Annotated in this window: 19 protein-coding genes, 2 tRNA genes and 2 pseudogenes; 10 read left to right on the top strand and 13 right to left on the bottom strand. The window is 69.6% G+C overall.

Annotated elements, in window-relative coordinates; genetic code table 11:
- Positions 1 to 42: 42 nt before the first annotated feature.
- Positions 43 to 1095 (top strand): DUF3560 domain-containing protein, encoded by a 1053-nt coding sequence (locus ABD156_RS43610; protein WP_344287334.1) that lies wholly within the window; start codon positions 43 to 45, stop codon positions 1093 to 1095.
- A gap of 81 nt (positions 1096 to 1176) precedes the next feature.
- The gene (locus ABD156_RS43605) at positions 1177 to 1782 is read left to right on the top strand and encodes a hypothetical protein (RefSeq protein ID WP_344287331.1); all 606 of its coding nucleotides are present in this window, start codon (positions 1177 to 1179) and stop codon (positions 1780 to 1782) included.
- On the opposite strand, the gene ABD156_RS43600 is transcribed toward ABD156_RS43605, so the two are convergent.
- Positions 1772 to 2800 (bottom strand): IS630 family transposase, encoded by a 1029-nt coding sequence (locus ABD156_RS43600; RefSeq protein ID WP_344287329.1) that lies wholly within the window; start codon positions 2798 to 2800, stop codon positions 1772 to 1774. The two genes, ABD156_RS43605 and ABD156_RS43600, sit on opposite strands and share 11 nt — an antisense overlap.
- A gap of 573 nt (positions 2801 to 3373) precedes the next feature.
- On the opposite strand from ABD156_RS43600, the gene ABD156_RS43595 reads away from it, so the two are divergent.
- Complete coding sequence (locus ABD156_RS43595) at positions 3374 to 3649, top strand: hypothetical protein (protein WP_344287327.1); 276 nt, start codon at positions 3374 to 3376, stop codon at positions 3647 to 3649.
- A gap of 103 nt (positions 3650 to 3752) precedes the next feature.
- On the opposite strand, the gene ABD156_RS43590 is transcribed toward ABD156_RS43595, so the two are convergent.
- The 8 genes and pseudogenes from ABD156_RS43590 to ABD156_RS43560 all read right to left on the bottom strand — a co-directional run bounded on the left by ABD156_RS43590 (position 3753) and on the right by ABD156_RS43560 (position 15304).
- Complete coding sequence (locus ABD156_RS43590) at positions 3753 to 4706, bottom strand: M23 family metallopeptidase (protein ID WP_344287325.1); 954 nt, start codon at positions 4704 to 4706, stop codon at positions 3753 to 3755.
- Positions 4707 to 4712: 6 nt separating this feature from the next.
- A complete protein-coding gene (locus ABD156_RS43585) occupies positions 4713 to 5747 on the bottom strand; it encodes a replication-relaxation family protein (RefSeq protein ID WP_344287323.1) in 1035 nt (344 codons plus the stop codon).
- Positions 5748 to 5815: 68 nt separating this feature from the next.
- Entirely contained in the window at positions 5816 to 8317 is a 2502-nt protein-coding gene (locus ABD156_RS43580) for a type IV secretory system conjugative DNA transfer family protein (protein ID WP_344287321.1), read from the bottom strand.
- A 44-nt stretch (positions 8318 to 8361) separates the two neighbouring features.
- Positions 8362 to 8514, bottom strand: a pseudogene (locus ABD156_RS47945) (GP88 family protein); the annotation flags it as partial.
- Between the two features lie 35 nt (positions 8515 to 8549).
- Positions 8550 to 10460, bottom strand: a complete 1911-nt coding sequence (locus tag ABD156_RS43575) for a VirB4 family type IV secretion system protein (RefSeq protein ID WP_344287319.1) — start codon at positions 10458 to 10460, stop codon at positions 8550 to 8552.
- Positions 10457 to 11620 carry a PrgI family protein gene (locus ABD156_RS43570; RefSeq protein WP_344287317.1) on the bottom strand — a complete coding sequence of 388 codons (1164 nt, stop codon included), beginning with the start codon at positions 11618 to 11620 and terminating at the stop codon, positions 10457 to 10459. Before ABD156_RS43570 ends, ABD156_RS43575 begins: the two co-directional genes overlap by 4 nt.
- Positions 11617 to 13773: a TrbL/VirB6 family protein gene (locus ABD156_RS43565; protein ID WP_344287315.1), complete on the bottom strand. Its 2157-nt coding sequence runs from the start codon at positions 13771 to 13773 to the stop codon at positions 11617 to 11619. The genes ABD156_RS43570 and ABD156_RS43565 overlap by 4 nt, the downstream gene beginning before the upstream one ends.
- A gap of 4 nt (positions 13774 to 13777) precedes the next feature.
- Positions 13778 to 15304, bottom strand: coding sequence for a pilin (locus ABD156_RS43560; protein WP_344287313.1), 1527 nt, complete (start codon positions 15302 to 15304; stop codon positions 13778 to 13780).
- Between the two features lie 535 nt (positions 15305 to 15839).
- Here ABD156_RS43560 and ABD156_RS43555 point away from each other — a divergent pair.
- The 6 genes from ABD156_RS43555 to ABD156_RS43530 all read left to right on the top strand — a co-directional run bounded on the left by ABD156_RS43555 (position 15840) and on the right by ABD156_RS43530 (position 21292).
- Positions 15840 to 16823, top strand: coding sequence for a hypothetical protein (locus ABD156_RS43555; protein WP_344287311.1), 984 nt, complete (start codon positions 15840 to 15842; stop codon positions 16821 to 16823).
- Positions 16816 to 17736, top strand: a complete 921-nt coding sequence (locus tag ABD156_RS43550; RefSeq protein WP_344287309.1) for a DNA methyltransferase — start codon at positions 16816 to 16818, stop codon at positions 17734 to 17736. Before ABD156_RS43555 ends, ABD156_RS43550 begins: the two co-directional genes overlap by 8 nt.
- Before the next feature lie 109 nt (positions 17737 to 17845).
- Positions 17846 to 19084, top strand: coding sequence for a DNA-methyltransferase (locus ABD156_RS43545; RefSeq protein WP_344287307.1), 1239 nt, complete (start codon positions 17846 to 17848; stop codon positions 19082 to 19084).
- Positions 19081 to 20124: a DNA-methyltransferase gene (locus ABD156_RS43540; protein WP_344287305.1), complete on the top strand. Its 1044-nt coding sequence runs from the start codon at positions 19081 to 19083 to the stop codon at positions 20122 to 20124. The genes ABD156_RS43545 and ABD156_RS43540 overlap by 4 nt, the downstream gene beginning before the upstream one ends.
- A complete protein-coding gene (locus ABD156_RS43535) occupies positions 20121 to 21068 on the top strand; it encodes a DNA-methyltransferase (protein WP_344287303.1) in 948 nt (315 codons plus the stop codon). The genes ABD156_RS43540 and ABD156_RS43535 overlap by 4 nt, the downstream gene beginning before the upstream one ends.
- Complete coding sequence (locus ABD156_RS43530) at positions 21065 to 21292, top strand: helix-turn-helix domain-containing protein (RefSeq protein ID WP_344287301.1); 228 nt, start codon at positions 21065 to 21067, stop codon at positions 21290 to 21292. The genes ABD156_RS43535 and ABD156_RS43530 overlap by 4 nt, the downstream gene beginning before the upstream one ends.
- 324 nt (positions 21293 to 21616) lie before the next feature.
- Here the strand turns inward: ABD156_RS43530 and ABD156_RS43525 are convergent, their stop codons facing one another.
- A complete protein-coding gene (locus ABD156_RS43525) occupies positions 21617 to 21892 on the bottom strand; it encodes a hypothetical protein (protein WP_344287299.1) in 276 nt (91 codons plus the stop codon).
- Between ABD156_RS43525 and ABD156_RS47940 the strand changes: the two are divergent.
- A pseudogene (locus ABD156_RS47940) lies at positions 21812 to 22801 on the top strand (site-specific integrase); the annotation flags it as partial. The gene ABD156_RS43525 and the pseudogene ABD156_RS47940 sit on opposite strands and share 81 nt — an antisense overlap.
- Before the next feature lie 194 nt (positions 22802 to 22995).
- Here the strand turns inward: ABD156_RS47940 and ABD156_RS43520 are convergent.
- The 3 genes from ABD156_RS43520 to orn all read right to left on the bottom strand — a co-directional run bounded on the left by ABD156_RS43520 (position 22996) and on the right by orn (position 24107).
- Positions 22996 to 23068 (bottom strand) — tRNA-Lys (locus tag ABD156_RS43520).
- A gap of 282 nt (positions 23069 to 23350) precedes the next feature.
- Positions 23351 to 23423 (bottom strand) — tRNA-His (locus tag ABD156_RS43515).
- Positions 23424 to 23498: 75 nt separating this feature from the next.
- Positions 23499 to 24107: an oligoribonuclease gene (gene orn, locus ABD156_RS43510; RefSeq protein WP_344287297.1), complete on the bottom strand. Its 609-nt coding sequence runs from the start codon at positions 24105 to 24107 to the stop codon at positions 23499 to 23501.
- Positions 24108 to 24125 lie beyond the last annotated feature (18 nt).

The following is a 24125-nucleotide window of genomic DNA, read 5'->3' as shown; positions in this document are numbered from 1 at the left end:
GCCCGCACGACCTACGAAATGACACGAAGGAGGCGCACCGCCATGCCCTTGGGAACTCTGACAATCCACCACGACTACGAATCCGGCACCACCGTCGAGGGAACCACTCGTAACAGTCCTGCACACGTGGCACTGAAGGCCCATCCGTCGTGGACCTGGTCCCGCTACGCCACGGCGTGGCTGCTGCGATCCTCTCGGCATCGCCAGTCTAAGCCGTACGCCGTCGCCGAGATCGAGCGCGTGCTCACTGAGGCCGGCTACACCGTCGAGCGCGACATCGACGACACGATGCCCAGCATCGAGCAGCAGGAAACCGATCTCGCCGACCGGATGGACGACCGGGCCGACCGGCTCACCGAGCGCTCGGGGCAACACCAGGCCACGGCCGACGCCACGCGGGCGAAAGCCGACTACGTGTTCCACAACATCCCGATGGGCCAGCCGCTGCTGGTCGACCACTACAGCTACAAGGCCGACCGCAACCGTCGCGAGCGCGCCTGGAACCAGCTCGGCAAATCCATCAAGCAGGGCGAGTACGCCGACGAGCTGGCGCGCCGCGCCGAGACCGCGTCGCACCACATGGGCGCCCGACACAACCCGGTCACCGTGGCCAACCGGATCGAGAAGCAGGAAGCCGACCGTCGGCGTCTTCAGCGCGAACTCGACGGCGAACCGGGCTGGGTGACCGAGACCGACGAGCACGGCCAGCCGCGGCATCGCTGGGGAATCCGGCATCCCGGCGAGGAACGCGCGGTCTACCTGCGGCGCGAAATCACCACCCTCACCGAGCAGATCGACTACTGGAAGGGCGTCTACTCCCAACTCCAGGCTGAGGGCAAGGCGTCCACGCTGGGGCCGGACACCGTGAGCAAAGGCGACTGGGTGCTCTACAACGGCATGTGGATGCGGGTACGGCGGGTCAACAAGAAGTCGGTGACCGTGCCGAACCCGGTCTTCCCACCGCCACGACGCGGAGAGAAAGAGGCCACCTGGACCGTCGCCTGGCACAAGCTGCGCGGCCACCGCACCACGGAGCAGATGCCGCCGGAGGTCGTCGAGGCGTACGAGGCACCAGGCACCGACCGGATCGACTGATGCACGTACTCCGGAACCAGAGGTACCTGGACGTGATGGGGCGAAACGCGACCACCTGGGCAGCGCGATACGTTGCGAGACATGCAAAGCGGACAAGTCTCGGTATGGGTGCCGATCGTTGTTGGCGTGATCGGGCTCGTTGGGGTAATCGCGGGCCAACTCGTCAACGCCTGGCGCGAAGATCGGCGCTGGCACCGGGAACTGGAACGCGAAGACGTGCGGTGGGAGCGGGAGAACAAGCGTGAGTCCGCCAAGCTCGACCGCGATACGAAAGTATTGATCTTTGGCCAACTGCTTCAAGCCTTGAACCGGGCTCATTCGCTGCTTGACCGCCTTCGCGACCTCAGCGGCAAGGAACCGAATAAAAATGCCGCTTCGGAGTATCTGAGAAATATTACCGACATTCGGGAAAAAGCGGCCGAGGTTCAATTGATTTGTTCCGCTGGCATGCACGGATTCTTCTCGCAAGGAATTTCTGACATGTGGCTGCTTCCCGCGATGATGTATGGCGTCGACGTCAACGACCCCAGGACCGGAGAGCCGGCCGGAAGTCTTACGCCCAAGGAAGCAATGGAGAGAATAGGCCGGTTCCGCAGTGACTTCCTCCGGCTTGCCCGTGATGAACTGGTCATAGATGGAGATAGTGCGATACTAAGGAGTTCGGAAGTAGGTCGAGTCACGCGGTGATGTAGGCGAGGTTGGGGTCGTGGAAGAATCCGCAGATGAGGGCGGGGAGTTTCTGCAGGCGTCGCAGGGCGCCGGCGGCTTTGCGTTTGAGGTCGTGTTTGCTGGTGACGCCGGTTGTGCCGATGCGGTCGTGTTTGACGTTTTTCCAGACCCATTCGTCGGGGTTGAGCTGCGGGGAGTAGCCGGGCAGGAAGAACAGCCGCAGCCGGCCGCCGGTGCGGGCGACGAACTTGGCGACGGCTTTGGCGCGGTGGCTGGGGTGCCCGTCGACGACGAGGAACACCGGTCCCGCGGCGTCGTGGAGGAGGCGTGTGCAGAACTCGATGAACACGGCGGCGTTCACGGCGCCGTCGTGGAGCATGAACCGCAGCGCGCCCTGGGCCGAGACGGCGGAGAGCATGTTGACCGAGTAGCGGGCGCCGGTGTTCGCGACGACCGGGGTCTTCCCGACCGGCGCCCAGGTGGTTCCGGCGTGGTAGTCCGAGCGGATTCCGGCCTCGTCGGCGAAATACACTGTCGCGCCGAGTTTCCTGGCCTCGGTGCGGATGGCCGGGAACCGCTCGGTCTTCCATGCTTCCACGGCGTCGGGGTTCTGCTGGTAGGCGCGGTGCAGCGGCCGCTGCGGGGACATGCCCATGGTGCGCAGCAGCCTGCCGACGCTGACCGCGCTCAGCGCCACGCCGAACTCGCGGCGGATCACCTCGCGCACCATCTCCCGTGTCCACAACGCGAACCCGAACGACAACTGCCGCGGATCGACGCCCGCGACGAGTCCGTACAGCGTCGAGATCTGCGTGGCGTTCAGACGCGGCGGACGGCCCGGCACCGCCCTGGCCTTCAACGCGCCCTTCCCGCCCTCGCGAACCTTGGCCAGCCACCCGTACACGGTGTTCTTGTGAAACCCCATGGCCACAGCCACTTCCTCGGGACGAGCCCCCGCCGCGACCTGCTCGACCGCCCGCATCCGCAGCACCTCGAGCGTCCGGTGATCCAGCTTCCGCCCGTCGTTGTCACGCACCCCGAAATTGTCCCAGCACCACACCGGAAAACCCGGGAAAACACCCCGGCAAGTCTCGACTTACTTACGACCTCATTAGTAAGTGGCAAGGCATGAAGACCGTGGAAGTCCTGGTCGGGGGCTCGCGGTGGTCGTTGCGTGCAGCGGGCCGCAATTGCGGGAGATCGCCAACTACGGCGGAGTACTCGCCGTACCGTGGCTACGCATGTCAACGCCTGGTCGCCGCTCAGAGCGAGGCGCCCGTGATCGTCGAGGTCTGCCACCGTGTCCACGCGGTCCCGGGGCTGTTCACCTCGGCGAAAGTCTGCCGGGACCAGCGAACTGCTGCGCACCATGATGGTCACCGCCGTCGCCTGCGCCGACGAGGTCACCGCCACCCGCGGACTCCGATGACGCGCCGGGACCGTTGGACCAGGGCAGCAGGGGCGTGTCGCCACCAGGAATCGCTGGTCACGACACACCTGCTGACCGCGGGGCTGTCTCGGTAAGGTGTCTAGGGCTACACGGCGGCAAACAGATGGTCAGCCATGCCCAGAGGTCGGTGAACCCTGGTCACGCGAGAGAGGGGCGCAGATGGACAAGGACGAGCACATCGCGCAGCTGCGCGCCCGCCGACAGCGCATCGAAGCGATCGAGACCGCCTTGGAGAGCATCCGCGAGGTGGAAAGCTCCCTGCAGGAGATGCGGGAAATCCTGCTCCAGCAGCGGAAGGCCGAACGGACGGAGCGGCTCGCCGATATCCGTGAAGCGGACAAGGCCGGTGTGCCGAAAACCAAAATCTCCAAGGAGGTCGGCCTCAGCCGCGCGAACCTCTACAACCACCTCAAAGGTGCCCCGGCGGACGAGTAGCCGGACTCACGCGTCTGGACGACCATCGGAGACTAGATTCATGCGCCGGAACGCTCCGGAAGTGTCACGAAGGCTCTTCCGGGCGACGCGACGGTACACACACCTAGCAGCAGAGCTGGCCTCCTCGTTGCCGGTAGAACTCCACGGGGTCGACGGGCTGCCCGTTGGCCTCGATCTGCAGGTGCAGGTGCGCTCCGGTGGAGACTCCGCGGTTTCCGACCGCGGCGATGGGCTGGCCGGCCTGAACGAGTTGCCCTTCGCGGACCAGGTTGTTGTCGTTGTGGCCGTAGATCGTCACGATTCCGTCTGCGTGCTGGATGCGGACCCACAGCCCGTAGCCGGACGCCGGGCCTGAGCTGATCACCGTGCCGGAGTTGGCCGCCAGGATCGGCGTGCCGATGGGAGCGGCGATGTCGAGTCCTTTGTGGAATTCGTTGCCGCGGTACCCGAATCTGGAGGTGCAGGTGCCGCTCGTGGGGGTCGTCCAACCGCCGGTCGTCGCATTGGTCGTGCAGGCGGCGCCTTGGACGGCCCCGACGATCTGGCGTGCTGTTGGCTCGAATTTCGCGTAGCGGTCGGGAAAACCGGATCGCTGCACGGTCTGGGCCGCAACGGTGACCGGCATGTTCTGCCAGTTCGGCAGCGCCAGCAGACGCCGGTAGAACTGCTCGCTGCTGTAGGCGGGGTCCATGATCTGCGCGACCGTTCCCCAGCCTTGCGAGGGACGCTGCTGGAACAGGCCGACGCTGTCGCGGTCGCCGTAGTTCAGGTTCTTCAGCCGCGACTCGGTGAGCGCCGCGGCGACCGCGATCACCCAGCCCTGCTCGGGCACGTTCATCCGTTTGCCGACAGCGACGATCGTCGCCGCGTTGCCCATCTCCTGCGGTCCGTACCCTGCGGCGGAGGTGGCGCTCGCTCCGGCGGGGGCACAGTTCATGCCCCCGCCAGCGCTGCTTGAACTGCCGAACACGGCTTGAACCACAGCGATGGCGCCACCGCCGATGAAGAGCATGATCAGGACGACGAACCCAGCGCCGGCGGCGGCCACCTTGCCCATGATGCATCACCTCCACGGAGGCGCGGGGTCGGGCGGGGGCATCGGTGAGGGCGGTGCCACCTCCGCACGGGTGGCGGCGGGCGTCGCGGCCGCCGGACGCTGCCCACCGCCGGGAGCCGAGGCGCGCAGGCCCGGCCAGAGGGCGGGCAGGCCCGCCAGCGCCACTCGACCGGCGGTGCCGGACTCGTCGAGTCGTCGCCAGCGCGGCGCGGCCATGTCGAGCGGGTCAGCCGCGGCTTCGCCGCTGCTGGTCGCCACGGGTACGCGTGCAGGCCGGTCGAGACCCCGCAGCGCCTCGGCCATAGCGCTGCGTGCATTGACTTCGCGCCTGGCGCTGGGCAGCCACACCAGCACGGGTGTGGTGATGCCCGTGACCTCGGCCAGCCGTTCGTAGCGGGCGAGTTTGCCCGCCAGCCGGGACAGTTGCTCGGTGCCGAAGTCGAACTCGATGAACCACTCGACGTCCCTGCCGGCCTCGCGCCAGCGGCCGTAGCCGTCCGGGGTGACGATGTCGCCCCAGTGCCGGCCGCACCGGGCGGCCGACCACCAGGCCGCGAGCGCACCCGCGGCGCCGGGCTGGCGTGCTCGGCGGGTCAGGGTGGTGAACAGTCCGTTGCAGCCCACGGTGTGCGCCAGTTGCAGCGAGAACGCGCGGCCGATCTCGCGTTCACGGCTGTAGCCCAGTTCCTTGGGGTCGATGCCGTCCTCGCGGGCGATCGCGACGGCTCCGGCGGTGTCGAGGACGTAGTGCATCGGGTGCGAGCCGCGGTCGCGGTGCGGCTGGAACCGGTGCAGCACGCCCCACTGGTAGAGGTTGCGCAGGCGCAGGTTCGCCCCGCGGCGACCGGTGAAGGCGATATCGATGATCTGGGTGCTGGTGAGCACGTGGTGCTCGAACAGCATCCGGCACAGCCACCGGTCCCGGTCGGTGAGATGCCGGGCCAGCCAGGCGTGGTGCTCGGCCGTGTTGAGCACCCGCGCAGCAGTCCGTTCGGGCCGATGTGCCCGCAATTGTCGCTGCGGGGTGGGATTGCTGACCATCGTGAGTGCACCTCCAGACGTGCGGGACGCGGGAACGCCCTGCGGGCAAACGGAAATAGCTGAGCGGGTCAGGCCGCGCGGCGCGGGTCGAACGCCACCGGCTGGACGTTTTCGGCCGGATCGGGCGTGTTTCGAGGCTTGGTGTTCACGAGCGCGAGCCGCCGGATTTCTTTGGCGCGCCCGTGAATCGCGGGCGGGAGCTTCTGGGTGACTGCGGTGAACGGGGGAGCTTCCTCGCTGTCGAGCACCAGTCGCGCGGCGATGTGGAACCGGCCGAGATTGGCGAGGTCGTGTTCGGAGAGCCGCGGCGCGGTGTGCCGGGCCAGGTGCCGGGCGTCTTCGGGCGACGCCGAGAAAATGATCTTCGAGCGGGCGTTGGTGCTGATGCCTTCCTCCAGTTCGCGCGGCAGTTGCCGCAGGTACTGGTGCGCGAGTGTCATCGACATCCGGTAGCCCCGGGCTTCGGCGAGCATGTCCTCCATCGGGTACGCCAGATTGAGGAAGTTGTGGCACTCGTCGATGTAGAGCGAGGCATCGTGCCGATCGCGCTGCGGTATCCGGGCTCGCCGGGTGGCGGCCTGCCAGGTGCGGGCCACCACGATCGAGCCGATCAGCCGCGCAGTGTCCATCCCGAGCGCGTCCTTGCCCAGGCGCACCAGGCAGATTCCGCCGTCGAGCACGGAGTCCATGTCTACTGTGGATTCGCCGCCGGCGAGGGAGGCCCGCACGAACGGGCGCAGCAGCAGGCCGCGGAGCTTGTTCATCAGCGGCGCGACGACCTGTGCCCGGCTGGCGTCGGACAGATCGTCGTACCAGTGCCAGAAGCCGGTCAGGATATCGTCGGAGATCTGTTCGAGCGCACGCTGCCGGAAAGCGGGCACCGTCAGCAGTTTCGGCAGATCGGTCAGCGTGGGCGTGCCGGGCAGCTCGCGCAGGGTCAGCAGCCCGGAGCGCAGGATGTCCTCGGTCCGCGGCCCCCAACTGGAGGCGTAGACGTGGGAGAAGATCGACACCAGGTTGTCCACGGTGCGGGCGGTGTCGTCGCCTTCGAGCGGGTTGAGCACCGGCGGGCGGGATCGGCTGTCGGCGTCGAAGAGCACGACCTTCTCCCCGAGCCGCGAGGGCAGCCGCATCAGGGTGTCCGCGACCAGGTCTCCCTTGGGATCGATCACGACCAGCCCGCGGCCGGCCTCGGCGTCGTCGAGGATCATCCGCGCCATCAACTCGGACTTGCCCGACCCCGTCGCACCCAGAATGTGCAGATGATGGCGCGCGTCGGCGACGCGCAGCCCCACCGGCCGGGGGTGGCCGGAGTCGGTGATCCCGATCGGTTTCACTCCCGGGCCCTCGGTGGCGATTCCCGGTGGCGGCGGCACCGCCTTCGCTCCGGCGCGCTGCAACCCGGGTACGGCCTCGTCGGTCGGGACGTGCGCAAGCGCGGCCAGCTCCGAGACCGAGAGCAGATCACCGGAGGCGAGGCGCCGCTCGGCCACCGCCTGGACGGGGTTGGCGAGCCGGACGCGACGGTAGTAGTTGTGTTCGCTGTAAGCCGCGAACGCGCTGGCGATGGCATGCCCGCGTCCGCGCAGGTGCTCCCGCACCGGAACCCGCTCCACACCGGTCGCGTGCTCGTCGACCAAGGTTGCCACGGCGTACCGGATGCGGGTCTCGTACTGGGAGCTGCGCTGCTTGGCCACGATGACCCGGTCCTGCGCCGAGGTTTCCAGCGAGGTCTGGTGATCGACGACCGGCCGCTTCGCGGTCGTGCCGGGCTTGCGCGATCCGGTGTGCGGGGTGATCAGGTCCAGGAGGCGCCCGGCCAGCCGGACCGAGCTGCCCGCGCGGACCCGGCGGGCGGCTCGCCGGGCTGTGCGGACCCGCGCGCCGGTGACCGGGCGCGCAAGGATCTGCACCACGGCACGTTCATGGGCAGCCATGCCGACCGGAGCGCCCAGCAAGGCCCGGACCGGATCAGCGGGGAAGTCCGACCGGATGGGCAATGCCTCGCTGCGGGCCAGACGCAGTTCGCCGCCCACCGCCTCGACCGCTTTGCCCGGCGGATTGGCCAAGGGGATCGGCGGCTTGGCCGGTGCGGTCCGGGTGTGCGCGCCGGGCCAAGCAGCCTCGACGGCGCGCTCGGCCATGCCGGGCGGCACCACCCCTGGCAGCCACAGCCGCAAGGCGACCCCGGCATGGGAAAACACGTACTCCCACACAATGTGCGGCTGGCCGTGCATACGCCGCTTCCAGCCGGACCGCAACAGCCCGACCAGATTGGAGTACAAGGCCGCCGCGCCGTCCGGATCGACCGTCGGCGGAGCCAGCACCGTGACCACCCGGGCGTCGGCGGCCATCCGGTCATGGCACCGGCGCGCCCACCACCGTCGCCCGACCACAATGCCAGCCGCCGCGAGCGCAACGGCCGGCCCGACGAGCGGCCCCCAGGACAGTGCGAATTCCCGCAGTGCCGCGACGACAGCGCGCACTGCGGCACCAGGATCGCGCAGGTAGTCCTGCAACGGCGACGCAAGCGTCCTCGCCGAAGCGACCACAGACTGAGCGGATGACATCAGAAAATCCCCTCTCGCAAGGAAAAGTCGCAAAGGACGCGGATTCAGGCCGCGTATCGCTCGGTGTCGTCCGCGCTCGGCTGGCCTTCCGGCGTCGGGGCAGGAGCGGACGGGTCGGTGGGCACGAGTCGCAGATGGCGTCGCCGTTTGTGTGCCCGTTCGGCGTAGATCTCGGCCTGCCACTGCGACAGCCGCCGCCATGCCCTTGAGCGATCTGCAGCGGCAGGGCGGATTACGCAGCGCTGCCGAGGTCGACGTGGCCGTCAGCGTCCGCATCGAGCGTCAGTTCGGTGTCGTCGATGCCGAGATCTACAAACGCGCCGTCGTCCGTGCTAGGTTCGTGTTCCGCGTACTGCGCCAACTCGGCTGGATCTGTTGTGATGAGCGCGTTTTCCTGCGGCGAAGCCAGCGACTGGAACGCGACTCTCTGTGTCCCGGTCGAGAGCAGACCTTGTCCCTTGTCCGCGGAGATCAGGAACTGCTTCTCGCCTTCGGACAGGTTGAAGGTCGCCACGATCTCGTCGATCGCTTGCGGCGCCTGGCGTAGGAGGATCTGCGTGGCCGCGTTCGCGATGATCGCCTTGCCCAGGTCTGTCCCGAGGACGTCCCCGACGTCTTGGGTCGCGATCGTCAAGCCCGCCCAGTGTTTTCGGGCTGCTTTGGCCATGCGGTGCAGAAAACGCGCCCCGGCAGGGTCTTGCATGAGCAGCCATGCCTCGTCGACCGTGATCAGCCTCGGCCGCCGGATGGCCGGGTTGGACACCCGCCGCCACACCGTGTCCAGCGTGAGCAGGGTGCCGATCGGCCGGAGTTCGTCGGGCAGGTCGCGCAGGCTGAACACGGTCAGGCGGCCCTCGGGCCGCGTGGTGGTCGGCCCGGAGAACATCGTGGAGAACGCGCCCTCGACGAACGGGTGCAACCTGGAGCCGAGATCCGTGGCGATCGGATCGCCGGTGTCGGTGAGGATTGCGGCGAGGTCGGCCAGCAGCGGTGCCTGTCGGCTCCAGGTCCGCGGGTCGCTGGTGATCCCGGCTTGCTGGTAGCTGGCCATGATCGCCCGGTCGAGCACGGCTCGTTGCTGCGCGGACAGTTCAGTGGTCAGCAGCAACCCGATGACGGTGTGCAGGAACAGTGCCCGGCGGGTCAGGGCGTCCTTGGGGGCGGTGCGGCGCCCGTCCGGCCTGATGGCGATCGGCAGGTCGAACGGGTTGATGCGGACGTCGGGGTCGCCGAGGTGGATGTAGGTGCCGCCGATGGCCTCGCCGAGTCGTCGGTACTCGTCTTCCGGGTCGATGATCGCGACCTCGACCCCGCGGTAGAGGCTGCGCAGGGTTTCCAGCTTCACCAGGTAGGACTTGCCCGCGCCGGAGCGCCCGAGCACCACCGCGTTGTAGTTGTCCGCGGAAAATCGGTCCCAATGCACCAAACCCTGCGATCCGACGTTGAATCCGTACAGGACACCGGCCGGTGCGGCGACGCTGGTCGGGTCGGCGGGCGGCAGATCGGGGCTGGTGAAGGGAAACGCGGCGGCCAGCGCGCTGGTGTCGAAGGTGCGGCGCATGCCGATGAGGTCGAGCGCCAGCGGCAGGGTGGACACCCAGCCTTGCAGTGACCGGTAGGTGGTCGGCTGCGCGTTCATCAGCAGCGACGCGGCGAGTGCCCGCACTGCGGCGACCTGCTCGGCGAGATCGGCTTCGCTGGTGGCGTGCACGGTCAGATACAGCCCGAGCCGGTACAACTTCCCTTCGCCGCGGGCGACGCGGGCCGAGAGGTCGTAGGCGTCCTCGGTGGCGGCCTCGACCGTCGGGTCGAGCAACCGTCCCTTGTCCGAGGTGTACCGTCGCCCCGATTCCAATTTGGACAGTTGGCGCTTGAGCCGGTGGGTGGCGGTGACAGGGTCGATCGGTTCGATGTGCAGCGACACGTCTACGCGGCCGGGGTAGGACAGCAGCGGCTGCAGCCATCCCGCGTGGACTTCGCGCGGGTAGCCGGTGACCGCGAAGGAGGAGACCCATTCGCCGCCGATCTCCAGATGCCGGGGCGCGACCGACAGCGAGTCCGGCGTGAACGCACTGGCCCTGCCCAGCGGCGCGTTCGTGTGCGGCGTCCTGCGGCCTCGAATACGGCCGAGCTTCCTGCTCATAGGTCCCTGCCCTCCCATTCGTCCAGGGCCGTCGGCTCCTGCGGCGCGCTGCCGCGCCCGGTGCGACGGGCCGTGCTCCGGTGATGGACGGGTGGCTGGTCGTCGGGGTCCGGGGCGGCGGTGGTGATCACTTCGTCCGTGCCGGCCAGGCCCGCCGAGGGCAGGATCAGGCTGTCCGGGTTGCACGCGGTGGCCAGCACGGCGGTGGCCTGCCCGGCGTCCAGGGGCGTGATCGTGATCCCGGCCGGGGAGAGCAGTTCGGTGGCTTCGCCCAGGCGCCGCACGAGCCTGGTTTCCGCTGAGCGCCGCGCGGTCTCGGTGACCTCGCCGTCCCGGTTGCGGGCGCGTCGCGCCCGCAGCGCGGCGAGCGGGGACGGGCCGCCGAGCCCGTCGGCCGGTCCCGTGGCGCGGATCGGCTCGCGCAGCACCAGCAGCACCTGGCGCCGCAGCAGATCGGCGGAGCGGCGCAACTGGTCGAGATACGTCGCGTGCTCGGCCGCGGCGGCTTCGAGCATCGGATGCGGCAAGCCGGGGGCGGCCTCGCGCAGGTCGCTGATCTGCCGGCTCAGGTCCAGCCGTTCGGCCCGGATGAGCACCTGCACCGGCGCGGAGATCGAATGCAGATACCGGCCGAACGACGCGACCAGCGCCTCCTGCTCGCCGGGCGTGCGGAGCGCGAAGTTGACGGTGCTGGCCACCGCGACCATCGCGACCCCGTCGGGGCCGAGGTCGACGACACCGGCCTCGGTGACCCCTTCCGCGGGCAGCCGCAGCGCCGCCGGAGACACCTCTGTTCCGCTTGCGGCACCGGTGGCATCGGTCGCGGTGATGCTGCTGGTCAGCCACTCGGGTGCGGGCCGTACCCCTTCGGGGGCGGCGACCCGGCGGCGGGGTTGCAGGCGCTGGCGGAGGGCCGCGAGCACGAGCCGGTCCAGGCTCATGCCGTCGCGCTGACCCAGCGCCAGGACCGCGGCAGCGACCCCGATAGGAATAGCGACGATCAGGAAGACCGGCAGCGGCACCACGCCGCGGGTCAGCGTCCAGGCGCCGTAGAGCACGATCCCGGTCACCGCGAGGATCGCCAGCTGGCGGGCGGTGAGGTTGGCCAGGACGCGATCCTCGCGATCGACGTCGGACGGGATGCGCACGGGCTGGGTCATGGCTTCTCACCTTCACGGGGTGGGGCTTTCGGCGCGGACTTCGGCGGTGCCGGTGGCGTGGTCGGTGCCCGGAACGTCACCGGCGGCGCGGACGGCGTGCGCGGGCGGGCGTCTCCGATGCGCGGCTGCGGGTGCGCGGTCCGGAAGACCGGTGCGGCGGGCGGCGCGGTCGCGGGCGTGGCCGGCCGGGCCGCGTGGGGCGGGTCCGGCGTCGGCGGCTGGAACCGCAAGTGCGGGGGAACCGCGGCCGTCGCGACCGGTCGACCCGGGGGCGCGGCGCCGCTGGCGCGGCGCGGTGCACGGGGAGCTTGGAACCGGGGTGCTGTCGGGGGCTGCTTGCGGTGCCGCCCGGAGGGCGGCGGGACCGCGGTCGTGGGCTTGGATGCGGGACTGAATTCGGGCATGGCGGGTCCTTGGTTGGCCGGGGTGACGGCCGGGTCGTGGGTGGTCTCCTGCGGACCGGGCTGCAGAAATTCCGGTCGCTGTGAGGGCGGGCGCGGCTGCTGGGCAGCACGGGTGCGCTCTGCGTCGTAGGCCGCCTGCATCCGCTTGTTGACCGCCTCCGGTGTCCGCGGGCTCCGCGGCGGAGGGTGCGGCGGCGGATTGGCAGCAGCCCCGCCCCGGCCGCTGCCGCCCCTGTGTCCCTTGCCGCCGCCGGCGGCCGTGCTGGCTTTGCCGAAGCGACTGGACTTCCCGGCGACCATCCCGAATGTCTTCGCCGCGATGTAGGTCTTGACGAGGCTTCCGAGGAGAGAGCGGCCGTTGCCGATCCTGGCGGCCGAGAGGAACCAGAACGGGATCTTGAACAGGATGTAGAACAGCGCGATCGCGGCGATCACCATGCCGAGCGCGGACAGCGTCGAGCCGAACAGATGCACCCCGCCGGTCAGGAAGGTCCGCACGGCGGTGATCAGCACCAGCGACTGGGCGACCTGGATCGCCAGCGTCGCCCCGAGCGCCTTCCACCACCACCGGGCGATGCCGTCGGTGTGGGGCAGGCAGTGGCACATCAACAGCAGCGGCCCGGTGACGATCAGGATCAGCGTGATGACCACGCGGACGGCGTAGACGGCCAGCAGGGCGATCCCGACGACCACGAGCACCAGCGCCAGCAGGATCATGAAGAACCCGCCGGAGACCGCGCCCTGGACCGTGTCCTTGAGGGTCGACCCGAGCGAGGGCGGATTGACCCCGTCGCCGAGGACTGCGGCGGACAGCGCGTTGGCCAGCCGGATGAGCTTCTCGGCGAAGAACAGCGACAGCGCGGAGGCGAGAAAGCCGATCGGGATCCGCGGGCCGATCTCCTTGATCGAGTACCGGCTCTGCACCGACTCGTGGGACATCACCACGATCCCGGCGATGAGGATCAGCATCCCGTAGCAGGCCAGCACGATCTGCCACGAGTTGTCCCACAGCTCGCCGACACCAGGCAGCTGGTCCAGCGTCGGCGTGGTCAGCACGGTGTGGCCGAGCAAGTCGAGGATCGGCGACAGCGCGGCGGTGACCAGATCCTTGAACACGCCGTTGATCGCCTCGGCGATGCAGCCGGTGATGTTGGTCAGCCCGCAGTCCGGATCGCCGTTTCCCGTACTGGGACCGCCCGGCTGCGGGCTCGTGCTCGGCGGCGGTGTGGGTTGCGGGATGCAGTCTTCGCCCGTGCACGGCGGGTTCGCTGTCGTGCTCGGCGCGGTGGCCGTGCCGCCGGGCGTGCACCCGATCTGGCCGGGGAAGCAACTCGTCGGCGGCGGCTCGGTGACCGGAGGCAACGGCGTCGCCGGGACCGACGGGCGCGGCGAGCCGGTCGGAAAGTGACACGCCGGGTCCGGCGAGTTCGGCGCACACGAGTTGCCGGGATCGGGCGGCACCGGCAACGGCGGCGGTTGCTGCGGCGCGGATCGTGCGAGCGCCGCCTGCTGCACAGCGGGCTTCTGGGCCGCGCCGGGCGAGGCCCACGCACTGACAGCCAGCACACCGCCGAGCACTACGGTCAGGCCCAGAGCCAGCAGCCAGACCAGCCGCCGCCGGGAACCACGGCCGGGGCGCTGCGGGGCGAGCAGGACCCGCTCCCGGCGCACCGGGTCCGCCGGGCGCGCGCCGGTGCCGGGCTCGCCGCGATCGGGCTCGGGCACGCGTGGGTGTCGGGTCGCGGTCATGGCCTCAGGCCCCGACAATCCCGCGCAGGATTTCCACCACGAGCGGTGCCAGCGCCGCCAGCCCGTAGCCCCACCCGGCGCTCTTGAACGCGGTCTTCGCTTTCTCGACTTCTCCGGGGTCGCCCCCGGCCATCAGGTACCGGACGCCGCCGACGGTGAGGAACACCGTCGCCAGCCCGGCGAGGATGCCGAGCAGCCAGTTGCGGATGTTGTCGAAGACCTGCCCGACGCTGCTCGCGATCGCGAGCACCTGGGTCGAGGCCTGCGCCGCATCCACGGCGAGCGAGCTGAGCAGGACCGCGCCGAGTACCGCGAAGACCAGCGAGCGCGTCACCGCGCGGCGCACCGGTCGTGACTGAGAGGTCCGATGACGTGGACGCGCACCAACCGTGTGCGCCGTCGGCCGCGCGGGACTGACGACGCTCGCGCTGGGCCGGTTCTGATGGGATGCGCTCGACGCCGACGCGCGCGACGGCGCGGTAGCGTGCTCGGTCTGGGGATGGGGTGTCACGCGCATCGGCGCACCTCCGAAATCGGCTCGTGCTCGGCGGTACGCGGAGAGCCGGGTGGGATCTCCCCGCGCCCCCAAGAGGCCGGATTTCGGGCCGTTTTTCGACACCGCCCGTGACGATTTCCTGGAAGAAGCCGGTCGGCCGTTGCGCAGACGACCGCTCACGGCACGTGACGATTTGAGCTTTTCCTCGGCGGGCACGTCCGGCGCGTCGACGACCAGGGCGGCGACAGCTGCGTCGGCGACGGGGTCTTCGGAGTCGGTGTCGGCGAGCTGATCGTGCAGCCACGCGACGAGTCGGTCTTCGGCCCGATCACGGGCCTTGAACGCGGTCTTCAGCGCAGTGCCGTGGGCTTGCGCCCAGTCGGTCACCGAGGTGTCGCCGAGCCGCGTCGCCGAGATCAGTTCCGCTTCGACGGGGGTGAGAATCTGCTCACCGACCGCCCGCGCGAGCACCAAGTCGGGGTGCCCGTACGGCGGGCGCGGCACCGCGGAGCGATAGCCCGAGCCCGCCGGCATCGGAGCGTCGAGCGACTCCTCCAATGCCTTCTGCCCGGCGCGGCGCGCGGCGAAATGCAGCCGCACCGCGATGGCCGGGTCTGCCAGATCGACCGTCGACAGCGCGTGGACAAAACCTGCGAGAACAGCCGCGTGCGCGTCCGCGCGATCGCCGCGAAACCGCGCCGCCAGCCATCGCGCACTCGATGCCAGCGACGGCAGCGCCAACCCGACGCACGCCACCGTCCAGGCACCCCCATGCGCGCGGGAACACAGCACCAAGTGCGCCCACACGTCGTCGCGCGTGCGAGGCGGGCACTGCCTGCTCATCACCCGGTCCCGCAACTCGTCCAGCGGCACCGGACGCCGCGGCAACCCGGCGAACCGGGCCCCGTGCACGGCCATCGGCTTCGGCCCGGTGACCAGCCACCCGAAGGCGTCGCGTGCGGTGTCCAGCGGGAGCCAGTCGTGCCCCTCGTGATCAGTCCGGATAGGTGCGGACACAGTTTCGTCGTTCGTCATTGATGTGCTCCTGACTTGGAGTCGGCGAATCGGCTCCGTCAGGACGCCAGGACGGCGACAAGAAAAAGACAAGAAAAGAACAAGGACGATCTTCTTAGTAGGCGAATCCGGCTACTAAAACGGAAGCCTTGAAGGATTCAGCTACCCGATGCGGGACGTCGTGCCCCTCCGGCGTCCACGATCGACTTGGTAGCCACTGAGCTGGCGTTTTAAATGATCCTTAGTAGCAATTCGATGAGTTCGCCAAGGCGGGGTCTGCGGCCGTTCGGCCGGGCCGCTGCGATTCGATCGGAAATTCTTCGTGACCTGAGTCGACGTGATTCGACAGCAGGGCGGCCCTCATCGTGCTGGGCTCGAATACCTCCGAACACTGGGAAATTGTCGACGTATTCGGAGTCGTGTCCCGTTGCGTGCGGCGCAGCGATTCCGGACTTGTGAAAAAACTTGGGCGAGCGGTGTCGAAAAACGGCCTCAAAACCCGCCTCTTGGGGTGACTTGGCAGACCACGCCGATCACACCGCGAGGAAGGCCACCGATGACCTCAACACCGCATCCCGAGCCCGGACGCCGTCACCGCCGCTTGCCACATCGCGACACCGCAAGCCTCCGCCGTGGCCGGCACCGCGCGCCACGGACCACACCTGCTGCCGCAGCTGCCCGCCGTCCACGTCCGGCGACGTTCTGGTCGTTCGCCGACGCGGAGATGCTGCCCGGTACCGCGCGGCTTCCCGGCTGGCTCGGACGCACGATCGTCACCCTCGTGACGACCTACACACGACCCGGCGACCGCGTCCTTCTCCTCACCCCGCCGCCATCCCCGCGCGCTCCTCAGCACGCGGCCGGCAACACCCGCAGCGCCGAGGCTTACGCCGGTCTCGCCGAGGCAGTCTGGACCGTCGCCCGGCTCGGTCGCGGCGCCGACACCGCGACAACGGCACCCGCCCCCAACGACCCGGCCGAGCACACCGACTCATCCCGCCCTGCCGGAGCCGAGTCGGGGTCGCGACCCCGACTCGGGCGGCTCGGGCTGCACCCGGTGCCCGAACCGCACCCCGACTCCGCGCGCCCTCGGCATCGCGACGGAGACGGACCGCGCGGTGGCTTCGACCTGATCATCACCGCGCTCGATCCGCACGCCACCGACTGGCTCGCACGCACCGACTGGGACGCCCTACTCACCCCGCGCGGCCTCCTCGCGACAGTCACACACAGTGATAGCCGCGGTGGTTGGCTGCGAGATCCGCACGCGACTGTGCTGAACACACTGGGTAGTCAGAGGTTGCGGTGTCTCGATCACATCGCCGTGCTCACCGCGCCCTTCCCGGACACGCCTGACTGCCTCACCACCGCCGACCGGATTGGCACCGCAGTGCCTGCGCCGGACTTCTCGCCGCGCGTGGTCGACGCCATTGCGCCGCCGCTGCGCACGGTGCACCACGACCTCGTTCTGCTCGGGCGGATGTCGTCGGACGCGACGGACGACGGTGCCCTCGACGCGAAGGAGACCTCGGATGTCTAAGCGCACCGGCACGCAGCCCCCCCGCCCGGCGGGGGAGCGGTCCGAAGGCCACGTTGTGTCGTCGGTGTGGCCGACCGGGACCGACAGCCTGACGGCCCAGCTGACCGAGGGCGGCTACCACGACGCCACCGGCGCCGACCCCGCCCTGATGGCCCCGGCGATCGCCCGCTACGCCGTCGCGGCGCTGACCCGGCCCGGTGATGTCGTGCTCGATCCCGACTGCGGCGCGGGCACCACGATCGTCGAATCGCTCCGGGCCGGACGGCACGCGATCGGGTTGACCGGGCAGCGCCGGTGGTGGCGCTTGGCGCGCGCCAACGTGACCGCCACGAAGGCGCGCGGGGTGTTCGTCGACGGCATGGTCCTCATCCTCGACCGACGCCCCGGAACGGCCGCCGCCGCAGCCACGGCCGGGCTGACCGGACGGATCCATCTCCTCCTGACGACCCTGCGCCCCGATCCGGCCGGCGACCTCGATGGCGCGCTGGAGCGGTTGCACGGACTGCTGGCGCAGTACCGGCCGCTGCTGCGTCCGGGCGGGTATGTGGTCGTTACCAGCGCCCCCCAGCGCCACCCCGTGCGGCACGACCTGCTCGACGTCCCCAGCCGGATCGCGGCGGCCGCCACCGCGGCCGGGCTGGCACCCGTCGCGCGGTGTACGGCGCTGACCGCCACGGTGCGACGAGGCCGCACCCACACCCGCGCGTCGCTGGCCCAGCGCCGCGCCGCCGCCCGAGCGGAACGCGTTCTCGGGCATCCGGTCGCGCTGCCCGCACACCACACCGCGCTGGTGCTCCGGGCCGATCCCGACGCCGCCGATCCGGTCCTGAACCAGTCCCTCCCCGCGCTGCCCGCATTGCCGCGACCGCACCGCCCTTGGCATAGGGCACGGCGCGATTCGGCCGCCGCCTGAGTGCACGCCGCGTCACCCAGCACCCGTCCGTGCCCGCCTGTGCGCAGCGACAGGAGCCGACCTGCCGCGGCTCGCGACCTCAACCCACCGTGCCGAAGGAGCGAATCTCATGGACACCGCCTACTACCGCGACGAGACGGTCACGCTCTACACCGGCGACGCCACCGCGACCCTCGCCGGTCTGGGGGAGAAGTCGGTGGACTGTGTGGTCACGAGTCCGCCGTACTGGGGGCTGCGCGACTATGGGACCGGGACTTGGGTCGGCGGCGATCCCGGCTGCGCGCACCTGGCCGCGACCGGACGCGGCGGCAACATTCCCCAGTCCAAACATCCCGGTCTCGCCTATCCCCCGTCGGCGGCGCATCGCGGTGGTGCGCCGCAGCAGCGCTGCCGCCGGTGCGGTGCCTGCCGCGAGGACGACCAGCACGGCCTGGAGGCGACGCCGCAGGACTACGTCGACCGGCTGCGGCAGGTCTTCGCGCAGCTGCACCGTGTCCTGTCCGACACGGGCACGGTCTGGCTGAACCTGGGCGATTCGTACTCCGCCGAACCGCCCGGCCGCACCGGTGATGCCATGCGAGCGAGCACCCTGGTCGGTCGCAGCGCGGCAGAGCCGCTGCGGGAGTCGGTGCGCCTCGCCGGGGTGTCGCGCACCCGGAGCCTGCCGCGGAAGAATCTGGTCGGCATGCCGTGGCGGGTGGCGTTCGCGTTGCAGTCCGACGGCTGGATTCTGCGCAATGCGATCGTGTGGCACAAACCCAACGCCATGCCCGAATCCGTGCGCGACCGGGTCTCCAACCGGTACGAGATGCTGTTCCTGCTGACCAAACAGCAGAAGTATTTCTTCGACCTCGACCCGATCCGCGAACCGCTCGCCCGTCCCGAGGCAGTCGGGGAGGGCAGCGTGATCGGCGGCGCGAACAAAGGCCGCTACGGCGGGATCGGCGCGACCGCGCGCCGCCGCGGACATAGCGTGTACGGCAAATACCGAGACGCCGAGCCGTTCGCCGGGAAAACACCGGGGGACGCGATGCGCCCGACCGGGGCGCGGCACACCGCGGCGCATGCTCGTGGCAAGAATCCGGGTGACGTCTGGTCGATTCCCACCCGCCCGTTGCGAGAGGCGCATTTCGCTGCGTTCCCGGTCGACATCCCGCTGCGCTGCATCGCGGCCGGATGCCCTTCCGGCGGTGTGGTGCTCGACCCGTTCAGCGGTGCCGCCACCACCGGCCTGGCCGCGCGCCAGCTCGGCCGTTCCTACCTTGGCATCGACCTCAACCCGGAGTTCCACGCCATCGGCCTGCGCCGCCTCGGCCTGTCAGACCAAAACACCGGGAGGGCCGCGTGACCACCTTCGCCGCACGCTTTCGTGAGGACGATCCTGTCACGTTGCTGACTGCCGACGCGGAAGCCGCGATCCGGAACCTGCCTGAGGATTCGGTGGACTGTCTGGTCACCAGCCCGCCCTACTGGCGGCTGCGCGACTACGCACCCGACACCTGGACCGGCGGCCGGCCCGGCTGCCGCCACCGCACGGCCAGCGTCCGCGACGGGGGTGACGGGCGGTGGCGGTGCCGAGACTGCGGGGCCCGGCAAAACCATCGGCAGATCGGGCTGGAACCGACCGCGGACGACTACATCGAGACCCTGCGTGCGGTGTTCTCCGCGGCCCGGCGGGCGCTGACTCCGCAGGCCACGGTGTGGATCAACGTGGGTGACAGCTACTCGACCAATTCCGACGGCTACTGGTGCACGACCCCAGGGCAAGCAGGGCAGCCGCACTACCGGCCGCGAGCGGACGTGCCGCACAAGAATCTGCTCGGCATGCCATGGCGGCTGGCCTTCGCCCTGCAGGACGACGGGTGGATCTTGCGGTCGGCGGTCGTCTGGCACAAGCCGCACGCCACGCCCACCCCGATCTCCGATCGGCTCGAGACCCGGCACGAGATGCTCTTCCTGTTCGTCACGCGGCCGGACTACTACTTCGACCTCGACGCGATCCGGCAGCCCTACACCGGCGACCGCGCCCTGTCCCGCCGCGCACACCACGGCGGCACCAAGCCGAACACCGCCTGCGGAACCTGGCCCCGCACCCCCGCCGACGCGCAACGTGGCCGCAATCCCGGCAATGTATGGGCCATCCCGCCCGACCGCACCCGCACCGGGCATCCCGCTCCCTCGCCGGTGGAGATCCCGCGACGGTGCGTCGCGGCCGGATGCCCGCCCGGGGGCCACGTCCTCGACCCGTTCAGCGGTAGCGGCACCACCGGCGTCGCCGCTCGCGCGCTCGGCCGGCGTTTCACCGGCATCGACACCAACCCCGCCTACCACGAGCTCGCACTCCGGCGCATCGCCGACGCCGGCCACGACGAGGGAGGGACGCAATGACGGGAGAAGACATCGCGCTCGCCGATCAGTGTTGGGATGGCGTTGTTCAGGGCGCGCCGGCCGAGAACGCCAACTCCTCTCGCCGCACAGGGCAGGCGGGCAGTCGTGGGCTGGCGGCGGTGCGGGCGATGAGCGGGTCGGCGCGGGTGTGCGTGGGGGACGCCGCGGAGGTGGTGGCGGGGATGCCTGCCGGGTCGGTGGATTGCGTGGTGACGTCGCCGCCGTATTGGGGGCTGCGGGATTACCGCGTCGCGGGCCAGTTCGGGGCGGAGTCCACTGTGGATCTCTACGTGGGGCGTCTGGTGGAGGTGTTCGATCGGGTGTCGCGGGTGCTGCGGCGGGGCGGGACGGTGTGGCTGAACCTGGGCGATTGCTTCGGCGGTTCGTGGGGGAACTACGTCGCGCAGGGTTCGGTGGCGCGAACCGCGCCGGTGCGCGCAGCGAGTCGTTACGGGGTGCATCGTCCGCCGCAGTCGGCGTTTCGCCGCAAGGATCTGGTGGGAGTGCCGTGGCGGGTGGCGCTCTCGTTGCAGGAGCGCGGTTGGCTGCTGCGGAACGCGGTGGTGTGGGAGAAGCCGAACGCGCGGCCGGAGAGTGTGCGGGACCGGCTCGCGCAGCGTTACGAGACGGTGTTCCTGCTAACCCGATCCTCGGAGCATTGGTTCGCGCCGCAGTCTGATCCTGGCGAGGCATGGTCGGATGTGTGGCGGGTGCCGGCCGGTCGTTCGGGCACCGGTCATCCGGCGGCGGGGACGTTGGAGATCGCGCGGCGTTGCGTGCGTCTGGGGTGTCCGCGCGGGGGAGTGGTGCTGGATCCGTTCTGCGGCAGCGGAACAACAGGTATCGCGGCAGTGGAATACGGGTGCTCGTTCGTCGGCGTCGATCTGGATCCCGCGTGCGGTGATCTGGCTCGGCGGCGGCTCGCGGAAGCGGCGGCGTCGTGACCGCGCAGGAACCGGTGCCGATGACGGTGGCGGAGGTGGCGGCGTTGCCCGCGGTGGTGGATTTGATGACGGCTGCGCGGGCCTTGCGGATCGGGCGGACCACGGCGTACGCGCTCGCGCGCGCCGGGGATTTCCCGTGCCCGGTCCTGCGAGCGGGAACGGGTTGGAGGGTCCCGACCGTGGGGTTGTTGCGGGTGCTCGGTCTGGAACCGCCGACGACGTAACAGGTTCACCGGCAGGGCCCGTTCGCCGGTTCGGGTGATCCGAGCGCGGCTCGGGCTTCCCCGAGGGGTGGTCGCAGCGCGAGCATGTTCTCCCCAGCGATCAGATCCGCTGGTTCCACGGGAGGCCTTGCGACGAGGGGATGGTGTGCGGTGACCGAGGGGTCGGTGTACCGGACGTGCAATTGCCGGGACGAGAACAGGAAGCCGTTGGGCAGCGCGTGTCCGAAGTTGAAGAACTACAAGCACGGCCAGTGGGGTTTCCGGGTCGAGCTTCCGCCGGACGCGGCGGGCCCGCGGCGTCCGCGGCGACGCCGCGGGTTCGATTCAGCGTCTGAGGCAGAAAGCCAGTTGGAGCATGTGCGGGGGTTGCTGGCGATCGCGGGCGAGGACGACGCCGAGTTGCGGCGCGACATCGGCGACGTGATCGCCCTGGCGTTCGCCAAGCGCGAGAAGTTCCCGGACATCGACGAGATGCGGCGGCTGGTGCGCGCGGGCGCGGACGTGACCGACGATCCGTTGATGGCCGAGGAGTTCGCGGGGTTCCTGGCGGCGAAGAAGCGGAAGGTCTCGCGCAACACCTATCGGTCCTACGAGTCGCATGTGCGGCTGTATCTGGGGCCGCATCTGGGGCAGGTGCGGCGGCGGAAGCTGCAGGTGCGGCATCTGGACGCGATGTACGACGCGATCGAGGAGCACAATGAGCTGATCGCGGTCTACCGCGAGAGCGGCGACCCGCGGAAGATCGCGGCGGTGAAGTGGCAGCGCCCGGTCGGGCCCACGTCGATCCACCGGATCAACGGCACGTTGAAGACGTGCCTGAACCGCCCGGTCAAGCAGGGCCTGCTCGTGGTCAATGTGGCGTCGCTGGTGGAGCTGCCTGCTGCGGTGCGGTGGACGCCGTTGGTGTGGACGCCGGAGCGGGTGCAGCTGTGGCAGCGGACAGGGACGGTCCCGTGCCCGGTGATGGTGTGGACCCCGGAGCAGACCGGTCGTTTCCTCGACGTCGCGGTCCATCATCCCTTGTATCCGCTGTTTCATCTGATCGCGCACATCGGCCTGCGGCGGGGCGAGGCGTGCGGACTGCGCCGCTCGGAGATCAGCCTTGCCACGGGCGAGGTCCGGATTTCGAACCAGATCGTGCAGTGGGGCTGGGAGACGGGCGAGTCGTCGCCGAAGACGGACGAGTCGGTGAACGCGGTCGCGATCGACCAGGACACCGCCCTCGTGCTGGCACAGCATCTGGCGGTCCAGGACGCGGACCGGGCACGCCTCGGATCACAGTGGAAAGAACACGACCTGGCCTTCACCCAGTGGGACGGAAGCCCGCTGCATCCCGCGTCTGTGACCGACGTGTTCTACGACTTGTCCCGCCAGGCGGGGCTGCCGCCGATCCGCCTGCACGACCTCCGCCATGGTGCCGCGACTCTCGCGCTCGCGGCGGGTGTGGAGATGAAGGTGGTGCAGCGGATGCTGCGGCATTCCTCGATCACCGTCACCTCCGACACCTACACGACGGTCCTGCCTCAGGTTGCGTTCGCGGCGGCGGAGGCGACGGCGGCGATCATCCCGCGGCAGTCGGCGCGAAGTCTCGGGCTCGCCTCGGGCTCGCCAACGACCACAATGGACGGTCCGGAACCGGAAGAAAACCTTCCAGAAAACCAAAATCCCCAGGTCAATGAATCTAAAGACCTGGGGAGTGAGGGTGCGCCATCAGGGACTCGAACCCCGAACCCGCTGGTTAAGAGCCAGCTGCTCTGCCAATTGAGCTAATGGCGCTTGGTGTTTCCCGCCGCTGTGGTTTCCCTCGGCGACGTGGAAAAGATTAGCAGGGCGTTCAGGCCCCGTTCCAGGGGGTCCCCTTTTCGGTCCGCCGGGGCAACCGCCCTGGTCAGCGGCGGTGACCCGCCGCGAACCCGGCCAGCAGCGGCCAACCCGGCGGCAGCTGGGTAAGGCGAGACAACGCAGTGACCTGCGCGACACCCACGCTGCCACCGTACCCCGGAAACGACAAAACCCCGGCTTCTCCGAAAAAGGATCTCGGTGAAGCCGGGGTGCAAGGGTGGCTAACGGGGCTCGAACCCGCGACCTCCTGGACCACAACCAGGTGCTCTACCAGCTGAGCTATAGCCACCATCTGGCAAAAAGATCTCGCGATCGCCTTGCTGGAAGCAATCCTAGCGGGTGCCCGCGAGCGCTTTTCAGGGGGTCACCCTCGGTGGCGTTCCAGCACTTCGGCGGCGGCGGCTTTGGCCTCGTCGCTCGTCGGACCGGGCTGGGGGACGAAGGCGATCGCGCGGTAGTACTCGAGTTCGCCGACGGACTCCTTGATGTCCGCGAGCGCGCGGTGGGCCAGGCCTTTCTCCGGCTTGGCGTAGTAGATCCGCGGGTACCAGCGGCGCACGAGCTCCTTGACCGACGACACGTCGACCATCCGGTAGTGCAGGTGGCTGTCGAGCGCCGGCATGTCGCGGGCGATGAAGCCGCGGTCGGTGGCGATCGAGTTGCCGGCGAGCGGCGCGCTGGCCGGGTCCGGCACCCATTCGCGGATGTACTCCAGCACGCGCTGCTCGGCCTCGGCCAGCGTGGTCGTCGAGGCGCGGACTTCTTCGGTGAGGCCGGACTTGGCGTGCATGTCGTGGACGACCTGCGGCATGCCGTCGAGCTCGGCGTCGTCGGCGTGGATGACGATGTCGACGCCCTCGCCCAGCACGTTCAGGTCGGCGTCGGTCACCAGCGCGGCTATTTCGATCAACGCGTCCTTGCCGAGGTCGAGCCCCGTCATCTCGCAGTCGATCCAGACAAGATGGTCGTTCACCCGCACCACCCTAACCCG

The organism is Amycolatopsis albidoflavus (genome assembly GCF_039525725.1).
Classification (GTDB): domain Bacteria; phylum Actinomycetota; class Actinomycetes; order Mycobacteriales; family Pseudonocardiaceae; genus Amycolatopsis; species Amycolatopsis albidoflava.
This window is presented reverse-complemented; position numbering and strand designations above follow the sequence as displayed.

What these genes read in the sequence shown, in the direction of transcription:
- ABD156_RS43570 (WP_344287317.1), bottom strand. Translation starts at nt 11,620, where the DNA reads ATGACCCAGCCCGTGCGCATCCCGTCCGACGTCGATCGCGAGGATCGC.
- ABD156_RS43590 (WP_344287325.1), bottom strand. Translation starts at nt 4,706, where the DNA reads ATGGGCAAGGTGGCCGCCGCCGGCGCTGGGTTCGTCGTCCTGATCATG.
- ABD156_RS43555 (WP_344287311.1), top strand. Translation starts at nt 15,840, where the DNA reads ATGACCTCAACACCGCATCCCGAGCCCGGACGCCGTCACCGCCGCTTG.
- ABD156_RS43560 (WP_344287313.1), bottom strand. Translation starts at nt 15,304, where the DNA reads ATGACGAACGACGAAACTGTGTCCGCACCTATCCGGACTGATCACGAG.
- ABD156_RS43595 (WP_344287327.1), top strand. Translation starts at nt 3,374, where the DNA reads ATGGACAAGGACGAGCACATCGCGCAGCTGCGCGCCCGCCGACAGCGC.
- ABD156_RS43575 (WP_344287319.1), bottom strand. Translation starts at nt 10,460, where the DNA reads ATGAGCAGGAAGCTCGGCCGTATTCGAGGCCGCAGGACGCCGCACACG.
- ABD156_RS43550 (WP_344287309.1), top strand. Translation starts at nt 16,816, where the DNA reads ATGTCTAAGCGCACCGGCACGCAGCCCCCCCGCCCGGCGGGGGAGCGG.
- ABD156_RS43605 (WP_344287331.1), top strand. Translation starts at nt 1,177, where the DNA reads ATGCAAAGCGGACAAGTCTCGGTATGGGTGCCGATCGTTGTTGGCGTG.
- ABD156_RS43525 (WP_344287299.1), bottom strand. Translation starts at nt 21,892, where the DNA reads ATGCGACTCGTAGGACCGATAGGTGTTGCGCGAGACCTTCCGCTTCTT.
- ABD156_RS43545 (WP_344287307.1), top strand. Translation starts at nt 17,846, where the DNA reads ATGGACACCGCCTACTACCGCGACGAGACGGTCACGCTCTACACCGGC.
- ABD156_RS43565 (WP_344287315.1), bottom strand. Translation starts at nt 13,773, where the DNA reads ATGACCGCGACCCGACACCCACGCGTGCCCGAGCCCGATCGCGGCGAG.
- ABD156_RS43585 (WP_344287323.1), bottom strand. Translation starts at nt 5,747, where the DNA reads ATGGTCAGCAATCCCACCCCGCAGCGACAATTGCGGGCACATCGGCCC.
- ABD156_RS43535 (WP_344287303.1), top strand. Translation starts at nt 20,121, where the DNA reads ATGACGGGAGAAGACATCGCGCTCGCCGATCAGTGTTGGGATGGCGTT.
- ABD156_RS43610 (WP_344287334.1), top strand. Translation starts at nt 43, where the DNA reads ATGCCCTTGGGAACTCTGACAATCCACCACGACTACGAATCCGGCACC.
- ABD156_RS43580 (WP_344287321.1), bottom strand. Translation starts at nt 8,317, where the DNA reads ATGTCATCCGCTCAGTCTGTGGTCGCTTCGGCGAGGACGCTTGCGTCG.